The organism is Aquiluna sp. Uisw_065 (genome assembly GCF_047731275.1).
Classification (GTDB): domain Bacteria; phylum Actinomycetota; class Actinomycetes; order Actinomycetales; family Microbacteriaceae; genus Aquiluna.
In genome coordinates this window covers 765,277-782,050 of sequence record NZ_CP159836.1, presented here as the reverse complement: position 1 = coordinate 782,050, position 16,774 = coordinate 765,277, and the positions used below count along the sequence as shown (strand labels likewise).

16 protein-coding genes and 2 tRNA genes are annotated in these 16,774 nt (G+C 51.3%); 13 read left to right on the top strand and 5 right to left on the bottom strand.

Translation table 11 applies throughout. The features are described 5' to 3' along the window. Positions 1-8 precede the first annotated feature (8 nt). From dnaG to ABXT50_RS03900, 4 genes are all read left to right on the top strand, one after another. Positions 9-1,826 (top strand): DNA primase, encoded by a 1,818-nt coding sequence (gene dnaG / locus ABXT50_RS03915; protein ID WP_415273600.1) that lies wholly within the window; start codon positions 9-11, stop codon positions 1,824-1,826. A gap of 43 nt (positions 1,827-1,869) precedes the next feature. Continuing rightward, positions 1,870-1,945 (top strand) — tRNA-Asn (locus tag ABXT50_RS03910). Positions 1,946-1,964: 19 nt separating this feature from the next. Further along, positions 1,965-2,609, top strand: coding sequence for an AzlC family ABC transporter permease (locus ABXT50_RS03905; protein WP_415273599.1), 645 nt, complete (start codon positions 1,965-1,967; stop codon positions 2,607-2,609). Continuing rightward, positions 2,606-2,905, top strand: coding sequence for an AzlD domain-containing protein (locus ABXT50_RS03900; RefSeq protein ID WP_415273598.1), 300 nt, complete (start codon positions 2,606-2,608; stop codon positions 2,903-2,905). Before ABXT50_RS03905 ends, ABXT50_RS03900 begins: the two co-directional genes overlap by 4 nt. Here the strand turns inward: ABXT50_RS03900 and def are convergent. Continuing rightward, complete coding sequence (gene def, locus ABXT50_RS03895; protein WP_415273597.1) at positions 2,894-3,457, bottom strand: peptide deformylase; 564 nt, start codon at positions 3,455-3,457, stop codon at positions 2,894-2,896. The genes ABXT50_RS03900 and def overlap by 12 nt on opposite strands. Positions 3,458-3,543: 86 nt before the next feature. Between def and ABXT50_RS03890 the strand changes: the two genes are divergently transcribed. The 9 genes from ABXT50_RS03890 to ABXT50_RS03850 all read left to right on the top strand — a co-directional run bounded on the left by ABXT50_RS03890 (position 3,544) and on the right by ABXT50_RS03850 (position 12,468). Then, positions 3,544-4,452, top strand: a complete 909-nt coding sequence (locus ABXT50_RS03890) for a DMT family transporter (RefSeq protein WP_415273596.1) — start codon at positions 3,544-3,546, stop codon at positions 4,450-4,452. Continuing rightward, positions 4,436-5,884, top strand: coding sequence for a glycosyltransferase (locus tag ABXT50_RS03885; RefSeq protein ID WP_415273595.1), 1,449 nt, complete (start codon positions 4,436-4,438; stop codon positions 5,882-5,884). The genes ABXT50_RS03890 and ABXT50_RS03885 overlap by 17 nt, the downstream gene beginning before the upstream one ends. Positions 5,885-6,047: 163 nt before the next feature. Continuing rightward, positions 6,048-7,799: an AMP-binding protein gene (locus tag ABXT50_RS03880; RefSeq protein ID WP_415273594.1), complete on the top strand. Its 1,752-nt coding sequence runs from the start codon at positions 6,048-6,050 to the stop codon at positions 7,797-7,799. Then, complete coding sequence (locus ABXT50_RS03875; protein WP_415273593.1) at positions 7,799-8,764, top strand: hypothetical protein; 966 nt, start codon at positions 7,799-7,801, stop codon at positions 8,762-8,764. The genes ABXT50_RS03880 and ABXT50_RS03875 overlap by 1 nt, the downstream gene beginning before the upstream one ends. 68 nt (positions 8,765-8,832) lie before the next feature. Further along, a tRNA-Ile gene (locus ABXT50_RS03870) sits at positions 8,833-8,906 on the top strand. Between the two features lie 94 nt (positions 8,907-9,000). After that, the gene (locus ABXT50_RS03865) at positions 9,001-10,056 is read left to right on the top strand and encodes a type III polyketide synthase (RefSeq protein ID WP_415273592.1); all 1,056 of its coding nucleotides are present in this window, start codon (positions 9,001-9,003) and stop codon (positions 10,054-10,056) included. After that, on the top strand, positions 10,053-10,589 hold the full coding sequence (locus tag ABXT50_RS03860; protein WP_415273591.1) for an isoprenylcysteine carboxyl methyltransferase family protein: 537 nt from the start codon (positions 10,053-10,055) through the stop codon (positions 10,587-10,589). Before ABXT50_RS03865 ends, ABXT50_RS03860 begins: the two co-directional genes overlap by 4 nt. Beyond that, the gene (locus ABXT50_RS03855; RefSeq protein ID WP_415273590.1) at positions 10,586-11,629 is read left to right on the top strand and encodes an NAD(P)/FAD-dependent oxidoreductase; all 1,044 of its coding nucleotides are present in this window, start codon (positions 10,586-10,588) and stop codon (positions 11,627-11,629) included. Before ABXT50_RS03860 ends, ABXT50_RS03855 begins: the two co-directional genes overlap by 4 nt. Before the next feature lie 2 nt (positions 11,630-11,631). Then, positions 11,632-12,468 (top strand): UbiA family prenyltransferase, encoded by an 837-nt coding sequence (locus ABXT50_RS03850; protein WP_415273589.1) that lies wholly within the window; start codon positions 11,632-11,634, stop codon positions 12,466-12,468. Positions 12,469-12,480: 12 nt separating this feature from the next. Here ABXT50_RS03850 and ABXT50_RS03845 read toward each other — a convergent pair whose 3' ends face one another. The 4 genes from ABXT50_RS03845 to ABXT50_RS03830 all read right to left on the bottom strand — a co-directional run bounded on the left by ABXT50_RS03845 (position 12,481) and on the right by ABXT50_RS03830 (position 16,748). Beyond that, on the bottom strand, positions 12,481-13,548 hold the full coding sequence (locus ABXT50_RS03845; protein ID WP_415273588.1) for a homocysteine S-methyltransferase family protein: 1,068 nt from the start codon (positions 13,546-13,548) through the stop codon (positions 12,481-12,483). A gap of 73 nt (positions 13,549-13,621) precedes the next feature. Beyond that, positions 13,622-14,407 carry an amino acid ABC transporter ATP-binding protein gene (locus ABXT50_RS03840; RefSeq protein ID WP_415273587.1) on the bottom strand — a complete coding sequence of 262 codons (786 nt, stop codon included), beginning with the start codon at positions 14,405-14,407 and terminating at the stop codon, positions 13,622-13,624. Then, the gene (locus ABXT50_RS03835) at positions 14,404-15,588 is read right to left on the bottom strand and encodes an amino acid ABC transporter permease (RefSeq protein ID WP_415273586.1); all 1,185 of its coding nucleotides are present in this window, start codon (positions 15,586-15,588) and stop codon (positions 14,404-14,406) included. Before ABXT50_RS03835 ends, ABXT50_RS03840 begins: the two co-directional genes overlap by 4 nt. Next, positions 15,585-16,748 carry an amino acid ABC transporter permease gene (locus ABXT50_RS03830; RefSeq protein WP_415273585.1) on the bottom strand — a complete coding sequence of 388 codons (1,164 nt, stop codon included), beginning with the start codon at positions 16,746-16,748 and terminating at the stop codon, positions 15,585-15,587. The genes ABXT50_RS03835 and ABXT50_RS03830 overlap by 4 nt, the downstream gene beginning before the upstream one ends. Positions 16,749-16,774: the final 26 nt, after the last annotated feature.

Genomic DNA, 16,774 nt, shown 5'->3' with positions numbered 1-16,774 from the left:
ATTCAGTTATGGCTGGTCGAGTATCCCAAGGGGACATTGAGGAGCTAAAAGAGCGCGCGGACATTGTGGAGATTGTTGGCGGCTACGTCTCTCTTAAGGCAGCAAGCTCTGGCTCTTTCAAGGGTTTGTGCCCATTTCATGATGAGAAATCACCCAGCTTCAACGTCCGAGCTAATCCCGCGTTCTATCACTGCTTTGGCTGTGGAGTTGGTGGTGATATTTACAAGTTCATTCAGGAGATCGAGTCAGTTAGTTTTGCCGATGCTGTTCAGCGTTTGGCCGACAAGGTCGGCTATCAGCTGAAGTTTGAGGAGGGAAGCGACGAGGGCTCAACAAGGTCCAGGCTGCTGGCTCTAAATAAATTTGCGGCAGATTATTACCAGGGGCAATTGCAATCTGCGGAAGGGCAAGCTGCTCAAGATTTTCTGCTGTCTCGAGGATTCGAATTGGCAAGCTTTTCAACTTTCGGCATTGGTTATGCTCCAAAGGGTTGGCAGAATTTGATCGAGGCAGCAACGGCTGCGGGTTATCAAATGCAGGAGCTTGTATCTGCGGGTTTGGCGATGGAGAGCGATAAGGGTGGTTACGACCGCTTTCGCGGGCGAGTGCTGTGGCCGATCCGAGACGCAAACTCGCAGGTTCTTGGGTTCGGTGCCAGAAAGCTTTATGAAGACGACCAGGGCCCGAAGTACCTAAACACTCCAGAGACTCCCGTCTATCACAAGTCGAGCGTTCTTTATGGCCTTGATTTAGCCCGCAAGGCAATCGTCAAGTCAAGGCAGATCGTTGTCGTAGAGGGCTACACCGATGTCATGGCCTGTCATCTAGCCGGAGTGGAGACTGCGGTCGCAACTTGTGGCACGGCTTTTGGTGAAGAGCACATTCGCATAATCAATCGATTATTGGGTCAAACAAGCGATCCGGCCGAAGTAATTTTCACCTTCGATCCAGATGCTGCTGGCGAGAAGGCTGCACTTCGGGTCTACGGGGACAGCTCAAAGTTCAACGCCCTAACCTTTGTCGCAAGTGGACCAGATGGTCTTGATCCTGCTGACCTTCGTCAGAAAATGGGCGATGGGGCGATTTCAAAAATGCTTGGATCAAAGAAGCCGCTGTTTGAGTTCGTAATTCGCCATCGAATAAGCCAGTTTTCTCTTGGGGATCTTGATTCGAGGGTCGCTGCCGCGAGGGCGGCAGCTCCAGTTGTTGCCGAGATTACCGATCCTGCGCTCAAGTCAGGATACGTAAAAGCCCTAGCGGACTGGGTGTCTCTCGATTCCTCCGAAGTAGAACAAATGGTTCGGGCTGGTGTGACCAGGCAGGTTCAACAGCGAGTAGAGCCAATGAGACAGACCGGAATTCCTACTCCCGAGGTAATTACTCCTCAGGCTCGAATGGAGAGGCAAATACTAGAGGTCTTGGTTCAAGCCCCCGGGGCTTTTAGTCCCGAGCAGCTTCGCCGCATGTTGGCTTCGGGTTTTTCCGTCTCACAGCATCATCGAATTCTCGAGGTGGCGAATATGAACTCTATGCATTTAGCCGAGGATGGCTTCGCGAATCTATTGGCCACCCACGTTTTGCCAGAGGATTTAGAAGTCATCCGGTCCTTGGCACTTGCGAACCTTCCCGTAGCTAACGAGGCCGCACTGACCAAATACGCGGTTGGTGTCGTAAGAACGGCGATGCTCAATACTTTGGCTCGAGAAAAAGTCGATCTAATGGCTGCGCTTAGACGAATCGACTCGACCGCGAGCCCAGAACAATTGGCTCAAGTCCAACAAGAATTGATGGCTTTGGAATCAGAACGTCGCGAGTTGATGAAATAGCTCACGAATCTGCTAATATTGTGCCGTGTCTCTAGGGATGCATTCCTCGGTAGCTCAATTGGCAGAGCAATCGACTGTTAATCGATAGGTTCTTGGTTCGAGTCCAAGCCGAGGAGCCATACTTTTCCTGGAGAAGGCATGAGCAGGCGAGTAATTTCCACGTCACTTTCCGTAGGCCTGGCCACTGGCCTTTACGGCCTTTCCTTTGGCGCTATTGGTTCGGCCGCGGGTCTAGGGGTTCCGGCCGTCATGCTGCTGAGCCTGTTGATGTTTTCGGGTGCAAGTCAATTTGCATTCGTTGGCATCATCGCTGCTGGGGGAGCACCTATCACCGCCATTTCGTCGGCATGGCTAATGGGTGTCCGAAACTCCTTTTATGGACTTCGATTGAATACCGTAATCGGCCCTAGGGGGCTGTGGCGTCTGCTGGCGGCGCAGTTGACGATTGACGAGTCAAACGCTGTTTCGGCAGCTCAAGAGAGACCGCTTGATCAAAAAATTGGCTTTTGGCTGACTGGCGGAGCGGTATTTATTTTTTGGAACACAGCAACTCTGATGGGGGCGTTGGCTGGGAACCTTTTTGGATCAGTTGAGGCCTGGGGCCTGGATGGCGCAGCAGCAGCAGCCTTCTTAGGGCTCCTCTGGCCCAGATTAAAAAATAACTTAGCTCTGGCCGCTGTAGGCGCGCTGGTCGCACTAGTGGCAATTCCCCTCACCCCAGCCGGTGTGCCTGTTTTGTTGGCGGCCGTTGTCGCTTTGCTCCCAATCGGGGGTAAAAAATGATCAGCACGGTAATCTTCGCTTCTTTGGCCGTCTACAGCTGGAAAATTCTAGGCTTCTTGATTCCTGGTCGTCTTATTGGAGGGCGTGGAAGGCTGATTGCCGAGCGCATGACTGTTTCTCTGCTAGCAGCACTAGTAGTTCTTCAGGGGTTTTCATCTCAGAGTGTTCTGATTCTTGACGCGCGAGCAGCTGCCCTAGTTGTGGCAGGAGCTCTTTTGGCGATGCGGGTTCCGTACATTTTCGTTGTGCTAGCCGGTGCGATCGTGGCTGCGGGGGTACGGTTTTTAGGGTTCTAGATAGTCTTGCCCAGGCGACCATGACAATCCTGGTACGCCCCATTCGTTCTCTTTTATTGCCTTTTTCATAAGCCTCTTGTGCGGCTTCACTAGCCGGTCTGCATAGAGCATTCCCTCTAGATGGTCGAACTCATGTTGAAAGATTCGAGCAAGCCAACCCTCGGCTTCAATTTGGTAACCGTGGCCATCTAAGTCAGTGGCCATTAATAGGGCACGATTCGCTCGCTTCAGAGGAAATCTTTCTCCGGGGATCGATAGACAACCCTCGGCATCAGCCTCTTCATCTAGTTCCTCGTCAGAAAATTCTGAGATAGAAAGCTGTGGATTGATTGCAACACCACGTACTTCCTGATCGTCAGTGCTGTACGAGTAGACAAAAATCCTGAGCCCGGCTCCAATTTGTGTCGCAGCTAGTCCTACGCCGGGCGCCGCATCCATGGTCTCGAACATGTCCGCCACCAACTCGCGGATGTAATCATCTATCGCCAGGACTTCCAGGGCTCGTGTATGGAGCGCTGGGTCGCCGGTTATTCGAATTTTATACAAGGTCACGACCCCCATTTTACTGAATCTGACGGAGGAATTTCAGCTTGGTGGTCTAGGCTTTTAGGGCTTCCAGTCCGACAGGAGAAAAAGGTTTGTTTTCACCCGAGATTGTTAGGGCATTCGCTATTGTCCTCGCTGTAATCGGAGCGATTTTCCTCTCACTCGGCGCACAGTTTCAAAATGACGCAGTTACTAAGCACCATGCCCCAAGTCGCCCTAAGCCGGGATCTCTGAGCCTCAAGCAGATTGCTGATCTTCTAAGAAGACCAAGATGGCTGACTGGGACAAGTTTTCTAGTTCTTGCAATTCTTTTTCAGCTTTCAGCGCTCGCGCTGGCTCCCTTGATCGTGGTTCAGCCGATCGGCGCGATTGCGCTCATTATGACCTCGATACTGAATGCCAGGATATACAGGGTTCGACTTAATAAAAGCACTTTCATTGCCATTGCTCTAACGACACTAGGCGTGGGCGGATTTGTCGCAGTCGCAGCCTCTAGTGCTGTGGCTGTCGAGATGAGCAACGAGAAACTACTTCAGGTGGTCGGCATACTATTCGTCTTGCTTCTAATGTTTGGTCTCTTGTTTTGGCGGTCCAAGGGCAAAGTGAGTGCGCTGCAGTACATTTTTGGTGCAGGGGTGCTCTACGGTTTCGTGGCCTCGCTGGCGAAGGTCGTTATTCAGCGAATTTTGCAAGAGGACTACGACCTGCTTACCCTGCTTGCGCTGATTTCCTTAGTCGGCGCAACGGTGCTGGGTGGTTGGTTCGTTCAAAACGCTTACGCGTCTGGACCTCCCGATCTGGTCATCGCGGGGCTGACCGTCATCGATCCTGCGGTCGCAGTTATGATCGGCATCGTAATTCTTGGCGAGGCCGAAGCATCCAGTCTTGGACAGGTGTTTAGTTACGTATTGGCCGGTACTATTGCCGTATCTGGAGTGCTTGCTTTGAATAAATTCCACCCGCAGTTGACCGAGAAGGGTAACAGTGAGCCAACCGATTAAGGTTCTCATCGCCTGTGACACTTTTGCACCGGACATTAACGGAGCGGCCAAATTTGCTGAGCGATTGGCAGGTGGTCTTGTTAGAAATGGCAACGAAGTAGCAATTATTGCTCCCAGTCTGGACGGTTGGTCTGGCACAAGGGTGGAAGAACACGACGGCGCCAAAATGACCGTGCACCGACTCAAGAGTCACAAGATGCCAAACCATAAAAGCCATCGATTTACATCTCCCTTTGGGCTAACTAGGGAGCTAAAGAGAATTATTCTCGAGCAACAGCCGGACGCCCTGCACATACAGTCGCATCTGATGGTTGGACGATTCGCAATTCGTGCAACCAGAGGAATGTCGCTCCGGAGGATCGCCACCAATCACACGATGCCTGAGAATCTTCTAAAGTATTCTTTCGTGCCAAAATTTATGCACCCGCTTGCCATCAAGTTTCTTTGGTGGGACGCAGGCAGGGTCTTGCGGAAGATGGATGCTCTGACCACACCCACAAGACGTGCAGCCGATCTACTGGAGAACTCGGCTCGCGTTGAGGGGGTTCTTGCAATTAGCTGCGGCATTGACGCCACAAGGTTTGCCAACCGGACTCCAACTCAGAACAAGGAGCCGGTGGCACTGTTCGTGGGCCGATTGGACAACGAGAAGAGAATCAATATTTTGCTAAATGCCATTAGTAAATTAGATAAATTTCCAAATCTAAAATTGCGACTGGTTGGAGATGGCGGTGAGCGCGAGCGCTTGCAGCGTCAGGCCGCTTTGCTGGGTATTTCGAGCCGGGTTGAGTTTTTGGGGCATGTTACTGACCAAGAGCTAGCGGGGATTTATGAGAGCTGCACAGTTTTTGTCATGCCCTCTATAGCTGAGTTACAGTCCATTGCGACAATGGAGGCAATGGCTTCTGGACGACCAGTCATAGCCGCAGACGCAATGGCTCTTCCTCATTTGGTTCACGACGGAGATAACGGCTACTTATTTACCCCGGATGACGCGGATGCTCTAAAAAATCGCTTGGAGCTTGTGCTTTCGGCCGACGAAAAAGAGCTTGCAAGGCTCAGTGAGAACTCTTTGCATTTGATTCAGTCGCATGACATTGGAACAACCATCAGCATTTTTGAAGATCTCTATCGAGGCACTGGCGCTGATGTTCCAACTACAGCCGATAATCAGCCCGAGTACCTTCTGCCAATTGGTCGTCTATCGGCTTCCCTTAGGAAACGAGTAGAGGAGTTCAGGGCAGAAGCTCTAAACCTTAGACGCCGCGCAGAGGGTGCGTCAGAGAGCGCGCGAGGAAGATTCTCCGGTGCAGCCGATGAGGCCAGGGAAAGGTTAAGCGAGGTCCGCGAAGAGGTCAGGGAGCAACTTTCCGAGTTTCGAAGCGAACTAGGCGATGCTGCAAAGAAGTTTCGACGCAAACGCGACGATTAATTGGAAATAGTCCCTAAATAAAAGTGCGTGATTTTTCTAAATTTAATTTTCGTCTAGTGTGCTCAATGTTTGACAAAGTTGGCAAAAACCTAATTAGTATTGAGGAAACTCTCCAGCGTCGGGGTCTTTAACCCGAAGCTGGCAACATAGGCGAAGGGCTTTCATGTCACAGCACGCATGGTTAAATCACTACCCGTCAGACGTGCCACACGAGTTAGAGGCTCACTCTTTCCGCAACCTCCCGGACTTATTGGCAGTTGCGTCAAAAAAGTACTCAAAGACAATCGCTTTTACTCAGTGCATGCCCAATGGCATGAACGGATCTTTGACCTTTGATCAGATTGACAAACTCAGCGATGACTTTGCCTCTTATCTTCGCGAGGAGGCGGGGCTTGTAACTGGCGAGCGTGTTGCGGTTCAGATGCCTAATTGTTTGAGCTATCCAATAGTTGCATTTGGTGTCTTGAAGGCTGGATGCGTTTTGGTGAACACTAACCCTCTATACACACAAACTGAGATGTTGCATCAGTTCGCTGATTCGGGCGTAAGTGCATTGGTCGTGATAGACATGTTCGCTGATCGGCTACCTGGGATTATCGAAAAGACCGAGATAAAAAACGTTGTCACCGTAAGCCTTTCCGAGTTCTTTCCCGGCCCTGTAGCCGGAATTATTAATCTGACTCAGAAGTATTGGAGCAAGACGCTCCCGAAGATCACAGTCGATCACATCAGCTTTAGAGATGCTCTGGCCCTTGGCAAAAGAGCTTCGTCCAGCAAAGAATCTTCTGGATACCTTGACGCTGTTGGTCCTGAGAGTATTGCGGCTCTCCAGTACACCGGCGGAACGACTGGAGTGTCAAAGGGTGCGATGCTGACGCATGGGAATTTAGTAAACAACACGCTTCAGATGATTTCCATGTGTGGCGCTTACATGAGGCCCGGGGCGGAGATTGTTCTGACAGCTCTGCCGCTATATCACATCTTTGCTTTCACAGTAAACCTTCTGGGTTTTTATCACCTGGGGGCCAGGAACATCTTGGTTCCATCGCCGAGACCACCAAGCAACCTAAAGCGCGCCTTTGAAAACTATAAAGTGACCTGGCTGTCTGGAGTAAACACTTTGTTTAGCGCCTTGCTGAACGAACGCTGGTTTACGGACGGTTCGCCAAAGTACCTAAGAGCATCCGCCGCCGGAGGTATGGCTTTGCACGAGTCCGTTGCCAAACGCTGGAGAGAAGTAACCGGTACTCCGATTGTCGAGGGTTATGGGCTTACCGAGTCATCACCTGTTCTGACTTTCAACCCCTTGGGTGGTTTACAAAAGGATGGCACGATTGGCATTCCTGTTCCATCGACCGAAATTCGCTGTGTCGACGAAAAGGGAGTGGAAGTCGGGGTTGGCGAACCTGGTGAGCTAATTGCCAGGGGTCCACAGATCATGCAGGGCTATTGGCAGCGACCGGAAGAGTCATCGTCGACACTTCAAGATGGCTGGCTGTATACCGGTGATGTCGCCCAGGTTGACCACGACGGTTACTTCACAATTGTTGATCGAAAGAAGGACATGATTTTGGTCAGCGGCTTCAATGTGTACCCCAACGAGGTTGAAGAACAGATTGCGGCGGCTACAGGTGTGCTGGAAGTCGGAGTCATAGGAATACCGGATGAGAAAAGCGGCGAGAAGGTTCGAGCTTATGTAGTGACCTCGCAGCCGGCTCCTTCCGCCGGCGATATCCTCGCGCATTGCCGTGAGCACATGGCCGCCTATAAGGTGCCACAGCAAGTCATTTTTGTGGACGAGCTACCCAAGAGCCCCATAGGCAAGATCTTGCGACGTAAACTCCGCGCAGCGGCCCTCGCTGGTGAAATCACCGAGACTAAACCGATCGACCGAATCGATAAGGACGGTAACTAATGAACATGGCCATGATTTTATTGGAGCAGGTTACTGTCTCTGAGCAGGACGTAGTAACACCCTTCGAGCAGAATCTCTTGGTGGCTATGGTTTTCGTGATTATGTTCGGTCTTGGTTCTGGTCTAACTCCACGAGATTTTAAACTCGCAATTCGAAGACCTTGGGGCTTGATAATTGGGTGGGTTACCCAGTTTGGGATAATGCCGCTTCTGGCTTTTACCCTCATAGCCACGCTGCTCTTCCAGCTCCCGATGGAATATGCGGCCCCAGTGGCATTGGGCGCTCTGCTTATGGGTTCAGTACCTGCTGGGACCACTTCTAATATATTTGCGTATTTTTCGAAGGGCAACTTGGCTCTTAGCGTCATTATGACCACTAACTCCACCCTTTGGGCACTGCTCATGACTCCTCTGGTGCTCACCTTTTACGGGATGCTTCTTTTCGCCGATGACGAGCAATTTCAAATACCGATTACCAACATCGTGGCGACTCTTTTCTTGCTCTTGATACCTGTACTATTCGGCATGATTTTGAGAAGGTTTAGCGCGAACATAGGCGCCTTCCTGGAGCTAATGGGTGGCTTCTTTGGATTGTTTTTCATCCTATTTCTGCTGGCGACCTGGGTTCCAAGGAACTGGGCACTACTGGCGGATACTCCCTGGCAAACATATGTCGTAGCCATTGGTCTTGGGCTCTTCGGTATCGCAATCGCCTTTGTGCTGGCCAAATTACTTAAATTGCACCCAATGAACGTCAGGACTATCGCTCTCGAGACTGGGATTCAAAATGGCCCTCTAGCCATTGCCATTGTTCTTTTGACTTTTGGCGGCACCGCAGACGTTGGCCTCATCCTGATTGTTCCCGCACTTTACTCGCTGTTTATCGTGCTGGTCTCTACGGCCGTCACTTTCTGGTTCCGTCGTGCCAATGTCGCGGAGGAACAAAAGATACCTAACCTGCTGTAGATTTTTTGATACCCATGGCGCTTTGGACGCGCCGGGCTAGCTGGATTAGCTAGAATCTAGTTAGGTTGGGGGCGTTAGCTCAGCTGGTTAGAGCAAACGACTCATAATCGTTCGGTCGCGGGTTCAAGTCCCGCACGCCCCACTTTCGGACACCTTTGCCTGCAACTGGGTGACCCAGGGAAGCCTCGACCACCTCTCACCTAGTTACACTTGAAGAAAGAGCTGGGAGCAGATGAATGTCGGCAATGATCATTCAAGTCCAAACGTCCCTGCCTGAGCATGTTCATTCTCAATCCGAAGTTACCGCCGCTTTGGCACCAAGGCTTGCACCGACTGACGGAGCTAGAGCTGTACTAGAGAGACTCCACAGCAATACCAAAATTGAACAACGTCACTTTGTTTTACCGATTTCGGAATATACAGACATCGAATCATTCACAAAGGCGAATACACTTTTTGCGCAACACGCCCTGGCGCTGGTGGAGGATTGCACATCAAGAGCTCTTGAAAAGGCCGGGCTAAATGCTGCAGAAGTTGATCATCTTTTCTTCACCACGGTGACGGGGGTTGGCGCTCCTGCTCTGGATGTATTGCTTGCTGCTCGAATGGGATTCCGGTCAGACCTCAAACGGATTCCAAGTTTTGGGCTTGGCTGTGCTGGAGGTGCTGCGGGAATAGCACGAGTCGCGGATTATCTTCTGGGTGATCCTAAGGCAGTGGCTCTGGTTGTTTCTGTTGAACTCTGCTCACTAACTATCCAATGGGAAGATCGATCTATGGCCAACTATGTTGGCACGGGAATCTTCGGTGATGGTGCAGCAGCGGTTGTGATGGTGGGTAATGAGCACCCCAAATCGTTGACTGGCATAACTGTCAAGGCAACCAGAAGTACTTTATATTCGGACACGGAATCTCTCATTGGATGGAAGATCGGCGCAAGTGGCCTCTCGCTAATGCTCGAAGCCGGAGTGCCCGAGATGATAATGGAGCACTTTGCAGACGAGGTTGACGTGCTTCTTGGTCAACAAGGGCTCTCCCGTGAAGACATTGATGTCTGGATAGCACACCCTGGTGGTCCGAAGATTCTTGAAGCCTTCGCCTCATCTCTGGATTTAGCTGATTCTGACTTTGCCGCGAGCTGGGATGTTATGGCCAAGGCGGGAAATATGTCCTCCGCCGCGGTCCTTCATGTGTTGAGCGGTCTTTACCAGCAACCTGCCTCAACAATTGGGGTGCTATTTGCTGTTGGCCCGGGAGTTTCGCTTGAGCTTGTGCTGTTGGAGTGGACATGATTTTGACAATCAGCGTGATGCTATTTATCGGTCTTATCTTGGCAACGGGTGCAGAGCGGATTTACGAGCTTGTTGTTTCAACTAGAAATGCTAAACGAGCGTTCGAATCCGGTGGCGTCGAATACGGCCGTGGTCATCTGCCGGCCATGATTGCTCTGCACACTGCCTTATTAATCGGTGCAATGGTCGAAGTTATTATTTTCGACCGCCAATTTCCGGGCGCTCCGGGCTGGATATTTCTTGCTGTTGCTATCGGTTGTCAAGCGGCAAGGTATTGGTTTATCTGGGCACTCGGGTCCCAGTGGAATACCCGAGTGATCGTGATCCCCGGAGCCCAGCGTGTAAAAAAAGGTCCCTATTCGCTTTCTTGGCTGCGTCACCCCAACTACTGGGTTGTAGCTATCGAAGGTATAGCTTTGCCCATGGTTCACTCGGCGTGGATAACAGCCGTCGTGTTCACGGCTCTCAATGCCGTGCTTCTGCTTGGGTTCAGGATTCCGACAGAAAACAAGGCACTGAAAGGTCTTAGATGACAAGCTACGACGTGATTGTCGTCGGAGGGGGGCCAGTGGGCATGGCAGCGGCGATTGAGGCCCGTTTGAGCGGCCTATCGGCCGTTGTTATTGAGCCGCGCAGCGGTGTAATAGACAAGGCGTGTGGCGAGGGGCTAATGCCTGGAGCAATTCCACTATTAGCAAGGTTGGGCGTTTATCCCATGGGACGTGATCTGGCCGGGGTTACCTATCGAAGCGGTGGGCACGTTGTGTCTCATAAATTTTCCAGTGGCGTAGGTAAGGGCGTTCGGCGCACGGAGCTTCACGGGAGCCTAAGGTCCCGTTCTGACGAGCTTGGAGTGGTTTTTGTAGAAGCATCCGTTAGTTCAGTTGCTGAAGCTGATAGCGGCCTAGTTGCATCGTGCTCAAATGGTGAGAGCGTTCCAGGTCGATACCTAATTGCCGCAGATGGATTGCATTCTAGTATTGCCAAGGCTGCTGGATTAGTGAAGGAGGTTTCACCAAGGCGGTCAAAACGCTTTGGAATCAGGCAGCATTTCCATGTTGCACCGTGGTCTGAATTTATTGAAGTCTTCTACACCAAGACTGCTGAGGTATACATAACTCCTGTGGCAGAGAACCAGGTTGGCGTTGCAGTCCTTGGGCCAAAGGCCACTGACTTTGATGAAACCATAGCTGGTATCCCAGAGCTCGCGAAAAGGCTAGAAGGTGCTGCACCGGCGTCTCAGCGGAGTGGAGCCGGTTCATTCCCTCAGCTAACCACCGCACGCACCAAGGGTCGAATTTTGTTGGTTGGGGATGCTTCCGGATACGTGGATGCAATTACCGGTGAGGGCCTGAGGTTAGGTTTTGCCCAGGCAAAAGTGGCGATTGAATGCATTTTGATTAACAAGCCGGCAAGTTATGAAAAAGCTTGGCGCCGAGTAAGCAGAGACTTTAGGGTTTTGACTCAGGGCCTTATCTCAGCAGCCAATTCACCGATCAGAATGGCCATTGTTCCACTCGCAAGCAGACTTCCCTGGGTATTCGGCTTGGTTGTAAATCGCTTGGCTCGCTGACGATGCTCGTTAGCAGGCTGAGCCTTCTGTTCAGGTCTTCGCACCCGATGCCTTCACTCGCCGTGGCACTCTTTTCCATGTTATTTGCAGTGGGTGTTGGCTTGGGGGTAGACAGGATTGCACTTGTCGGGCTCGCGGTCTTATTGCAGCAGTTTTCGGTGGGGTTATCCAACGACTGGTTAGACCTTGCACGAGACCGGGCTTCCGGGCGTACCGACAAGCCTGTAGCAAAGGGCTCACTAACCTCTTCGCTTGTCCGAAACTCATCCTTTGCAGCGGGCTTCACGGCGCTTTTGGCAGCCGGCTTGCTCGGGTGGGAGAGCCTTGGCTGGATGGTCTTCATGCTGGTTGCGGGTTGGGCCTACAACCTCGGGCTCAAGGCAACTGCCTTTTCAGTTCTTCCCTACGCAGTTGGTTTTGGTATTCTGCCAGTGTTTGTGACCCTGAGCCTCGAGCAGAGCCAGATACCACCCGCTTGGGTTGTGGTTGTCGCAGCTCTGCTGGGAGTCTCGGCGCACTTCGCCAATACATTGCCTGACCTTTTGGAGGACAGAGCCACTGGGGTTCGAGCGCTTCCGCACATTGTCGGCCAAAAGATCTCTGCGCTGGTAATTGCTGCAACAGCAATTCTGGCTTCAAGTATTGCTGTTTATCAAAGCGATACCTTGGCGCCCATTGTCGGTTTAGTCGGTTTAGTGGCAACAATCTTGTTGGCGGGAGTGGCGTCGGTATTGAGCCTGAGGCAATCTCCACCGCGGGTGATCTTTCCATTGCTGGTTCTGGCATCTTTGTTCAATGCGATTTTACTCATGCTCGGTGTCGGGCCTATTGGGGTTTAGGGCAGGTGCCGATTAGGCCTTAGACCCAAACTGCGTCGAGCTGGCTGGAATAACATTTTCGTCGCCAAACAAGAAGTGCTTGCTCATGTCTGGCGAGTATTTAGATAAATAAGTCTGTCTTCCAAGACCTTCGGCCAGTTGTCGATGATGGATAACGCTTGCACCGCAGCAAAGGCCAATAACCTTTACCCCAAGGTCAAGAGCAAATTTCCCAAACTCAGCCGTCTCATATCTGTTGGAATTTTGAGCTTCCAGAGCGTCTGGAAACGTCCTCGCATGCCGGAGGCTTGCCGTGTTTAGTGGGTCAGGAAGATTAAATAGCGTGGGGTGTTTCGCGGTTGTGCGATAGGTTGCCGGCATCGCGCAAACGTTATGCCCTGTGGTTGTTTCAACTATCGCCTCGACTATGGGTCGAATTGTCTGGGGGCCGTGAAAACAATTGGTTCCGACCACGTCGGCTCCAGCTGCTGCCAACCTTCTGCATGCATCTTGTGCAGAGACTCCATCGCGCAGCACGCCGTTGGCAAAGATCGCCACATTGATTATCGAGGGTAGCCCTGCGTGCTGTATTTCTTCGAGTGCGATCTTTGCTTCTTCGAAGTAGTACATAGTCTCGGCCAAAATAAGGTCGGCGCCACCTTCTTTTGCCCAGTTAATCATCTCCCGATACATCATCCGAACTGCCGATTTGGAGGAGTCATCAGCCGGGTCGAAGATGTTCGAATTGGAAATGTTTCCTGCAACATAAATGTCTCGTGACTGAGCCACTCGCTGCTCGCCAGCCGCTTCTCTGGCGATCGACATCGCCGCCCTGTTTAGTGGCTCCAGCAGATGCTCCTGCCCCAGAAGCTTCATTTTTTCTCGGTGACCGTTATATGTAAATGCGAGAGCGATGTCACTGCCTGCTCTTAGGAAGTCAGTGGTAATTTGCTTCAGAACCTCGGGATGCTCGAGCGCTACCAACGGAACAAATTCACCCGCGGTTAGGTATCCGCGTCTCTCGGCCTCAAATAGGTAGCCGCCGGACAGGATTATTGGCTGAGGCTCGAGTAGGCGCTCCAGGAAATTGAGTTCGTTCATAATAAGCCTCCTGCGGTAAGGGTTACAGGGAGCTCGGTTTCAAGCAAGTCGAGTGAAACGAGGCGTAATTTTTCTAAAGAATTTGGGACAAGAACTTTTTAGTCCGCTCTTCTTTTGGGCTGTCAAATATTTCTGAAGGCGTTCCTACTTCTACGATTTCGCCCTTGTCCATAAAGACAACTCGGTCGGCAACTTCGCGGGCGAAGCCCATTTCATGTGTAACCACAATCATGGTCATGCCTTCTTGGGCTAGCTCTTTCATTGCATCCAGAACCTCATTGATCATCTCCGGGTCCAACGCACTTGTGGGCTCATCAAACAGCATCACCTTTGGGGTCATTGCTAGAGCACGAGCTAGGGCAACTCGTTGCTGCTGACCCCCGGACAGCTGGGCTGGAAATTTATCTGCCTGCTCCGGAATCTTCACTCTCGTCAATAGCTCCATGGCAAGCTCTTCGGCTGCAGATTTAGAAAGACCGCGAACTCTTCTAGGTCCAATTGCAACGTTAGTTAGGACGGTGAGGTGGGGGAACAGGTTGAAGTTCTGGAACACCATGCCGGTTTCTCTTCGTATCTCCTGAATATTTCTAATGTCAGTAGTCAGTGCAGTGCCGTCGACGAAGATGTGGCCTGCGTCATGGGTCTCGAGCCTGTTTATACAGCGGATTAGAGTCGACTTTCCGGAACCGGATGGGCCGATTACTACGACAACTTCCTTACGGCCAACCTGCATTTTTATGTTCTTCAGCGCCTCAAAGTCCTTGAAGCGCTTATAGACACCGTCGATGACGATAATGGCATCATCGGATTCGCGTCCACCCGACATTTTGGATGCATCCTTGAAGACTTCATTGCTCATCGAACACCAACTCCTAGTTTCTTTTCTATTCTTTGACTTTCCCTACTCATTACATATGATCCAACCCAGAACAGTAGCCCCACAAAGGCGAGGGATTCATAAATTAGGCCCTGTCCAAGGTAGTCATCCTGCTTCGTTATAGCTGTACCAACATTTAGTAGATCAAGGACACTGAGCGCGACTCCGGCAAGAGTGGTGTCCTTGAAAAGGGAGATGAATTGACCTATCTGGGCGGGGATAACGTTTCTCAGCGCCTGGGGCAGAGTAATCAGGAATGTAATCTTGAAGGTCGACAATCCGAGCGCCTTGCCTGCCTCTGCTTGACCTTTCGGTATCGACTGTAAGCCGCCCCTAATTACTTCCGCCAGATACGCGGCGGTAAACAAGGTGAAGACGGTTATTGCCCGGAAGATGGCATCGGGTGCGATGCTCGCCGGTATAAAGAACTCCAATGCCACACCCGCCAGCAGCAGAAGAACAAAAAGCGGAGCACCCCGGAGCAGCTCGATGTATGCGGTGCATAGCCATCGAAGAAGGGGGAGTGTTGACCTTCTACCGAGGGCCAATAGCACGCCCAGTGGAAAACTCAGTGCGATGCTGACCACGGCAAGGTAGAAATTAATCAGGAACCCTCCCCACTCCTCGAGCGCGGCCTGTCCCATTGTCAGAAATATTAGTATCAGCGGCAACAGTGCATTTATCGTGACCCACAGCCATCCGGGCAATTTCCTGAGTGAGGTGTTGCGCCTGGCTCTTCCGAAAAGCCTTCCTCCAAGTATGGAGAGTATTACGTATGCGCCGAAAAGAATGGCATTAAGATCCCCAGCAAGCACAATCAGGAATGTTGAGGTGGCAATAATCAAGCCGAAGCGCTGGAACAGCTCCCACAGCCTGCCGGACAGTCTTTGCGTGGTTTCGATCGTGCGATTGGCCCCTGAGGCAAGGCTTGCTATCGAAAAGCAGGTCGCCAGTACCGAGAAACCAACCAGGTACATCACTTCCTCGGGAAAGCGGCCAACCAGAAGAATTTTTAGGTTGACCTGAATAATTTCCCAGCGTCCAGTGACGAATACGAATTGAAATACCTGAAAGACAACGAAACCCAGGATGCTAGCCGAAACTACGGTGAGTATCGAGTCGGTAATTGACCTGAAAAGGTTTCTTCTAATCCATGTAATCATCGTTCCACCAACGCAAGTCTTCTATTGAAGAAGTTCACTATGAGGCTAGTCACGAGCGAAATTGCCAAATAGACCAACAGGGTAAGAGAGAAAGCTGGAACTGCAGGAGAGCCATTACCAACAGTGATTTGAGCGATTTGCGTGAGCTCAAAGTAGCTTATGGTCGCTCCTAGAGATGAATTCTTAATTAGGTTTAAGTACTGGTTGCCAAGTGCCGGCATTGCAATCCGAAATGCCTGAGGAAGAATAATCAATCTCATCTTTTGAGAACCGGTTAGCGCAATGGCATCCGCAGCCTCCCCTTGACCTCTGGACACAGCCAGGATCGAACCGCGCACAATCTCTGCTATGTGGCTGCTTGTGTAAATCACTAGAGATGCGACCAGAGCGAAGAACGACGGGTCCAGTCTTAGTCCGCCCGAGGTGCCCCTGCCATCGACGTAAGGCAGTTCCCAGCCGTATCCAAAGAGCAGCCAAATCAGAACTACCAAAGCCAGGAATGTGAATATTCCGAAGAGCCATGCTCGGTCTTGCTTTCCGCTTTTATCCGCCTGCCTAATTCGAACTCTGGCTACCACGAATGCAATCAGTGCAGCACTAAGGATGCCAATTCCCAGCTGGGCGGGAGAACCAATGAACCAAGGGATGGCGATGCCGCGGTTGGAAACGACGAATAGATCAAGTGGTAACCACGCATTTTCAATTCGTGGAAAGGCCTGCAAAACGACTGCAAGATTCATGAATGTCAGTAGGAGTAGTAGCGGTAGGTTTCGAACCAATTCAACGTAGACGGTGCCGAGAGTTCTGACCATAAAGTTTTTGGAGAGTCTGGCTATACCAATCAGGGTACCCAGAATCGTGGCAAGTGCGACTCCTATGAATGCGACTCTGAGGGTATTTAGAAAACCCTCGACGAAGGCGTCTCGAACGGGTTGCGATTGGTCTAGGTCATTTCCTGGAATTGTAAAGTTTGCGGGATTGTCGAGAAAGCGAAGATCGGTTTGAATGCTGCTTTTTGCCACATTTTCTTGGTAGTTGCCGTAGAGCCAGTAGAGCAGAGCAAACACTGCCAGTAGAGCAAGTATTTGCAGTGCCCATTTGAGGGTTCTTATGTCTCTATAAAAAGGCACCTTTGAGGGTGTGCTCAATTGAGGGCTCATTTTATTGAGCCCTCAATTGAGTTACC

Bases quoted from the DNA above. Each gene is read 5' to 3' on its own strand.
- ABXT50_RS03850 (WP_415273589.1), top strand. From the start codon at position 11,632: ATGCTCGTTAGCAGGCTGAGCCTTCTGTTCAGGTCTTCGCACCCGATG.
- ABXT50_RS03865 (WP_415273592.1), top strand. From the start codon at position 9,001: ATGTCGGCAATGATCATTCAAGTCCAAACGTCCCTGCCTGAGCATGTT.
- ABXT50_RS03900 (WP_415273598.1), top strand. From the start codon at position 2,606: ATGATCAGCACGGTAATCTTCGCTTCTTTGGCCGTCTACAGCTGGAAA.
- ABXT50_RS03835 (WP_415273586.1), bottom strand. From the start codon at position 15,588: ATGATTACATGGATTAGAAGAAACCTTTTCAGGTCAATTACCGACTCG.
- ABXT50_RS03830 (WP_415273585.1), bottom strand. From the start codon at position 16,748: ATGAGCCCTCAATTGAGCACACCCTCAAAGGTGCCTTTTTATAGAGAC.
- dnaG (WP_415273600.1), top strand. From the start codon at position 9: ATGGCTGGTCGAGTATCCCAAGGGGACATTGAGGAGCTAAAAGAGCGC.
- ABXT50_RS03840 (WP_415273587.1), bottom strand. From the start codon at position 14,407: ATGAGCAATGAAGTCTTCAAGGATGCATCCAAAATGTCGGGTGGACGC.
- ABXT50_RS03875 (WP_415273593.1), top strand. From the start codon at position 7,799: ATGAACATGGCCATGATTTTATTGGAGCAGGTTACTGTCTCTGAGCAG.
- ABXT50_RS03860 (WP_415273591.1), top strand. From the start codon at position 10,053: ATGATTTTGACAATCAGCGTGATGCTATTTATCGGTCTTATCTTGGCA.
- ABXT50_RS03905 (WP_415273599.1), top strand. From the start codon at position 1,965: ATGAGCAGGCGAGTAATTTCCACGTCACTTTCCGTAGGCCTGGCCACT.
- ABXT50_RS03880 (WP_415273594.1), top strand. From the start codon at position 6,048: ATGTCACAGCACGCATGGTTAAATCACTACCCGTCAGACGTGCCACAC.
- ABXT50_RS03855 (WP_415273590.1), top strand. From the start codon at position 10,586: ATGACAAGCTACGACGTGATTGTCGTCGGAGGGGGGCCAGTGGGCATG.
- ABXT50_RS03845 (WP_415273588.1), bottom strand. From the start codon at position 13,548: ATGAACGAACTCAATTTCCTGGAGCGCCTACTCGAGCCTCAGCCAATA.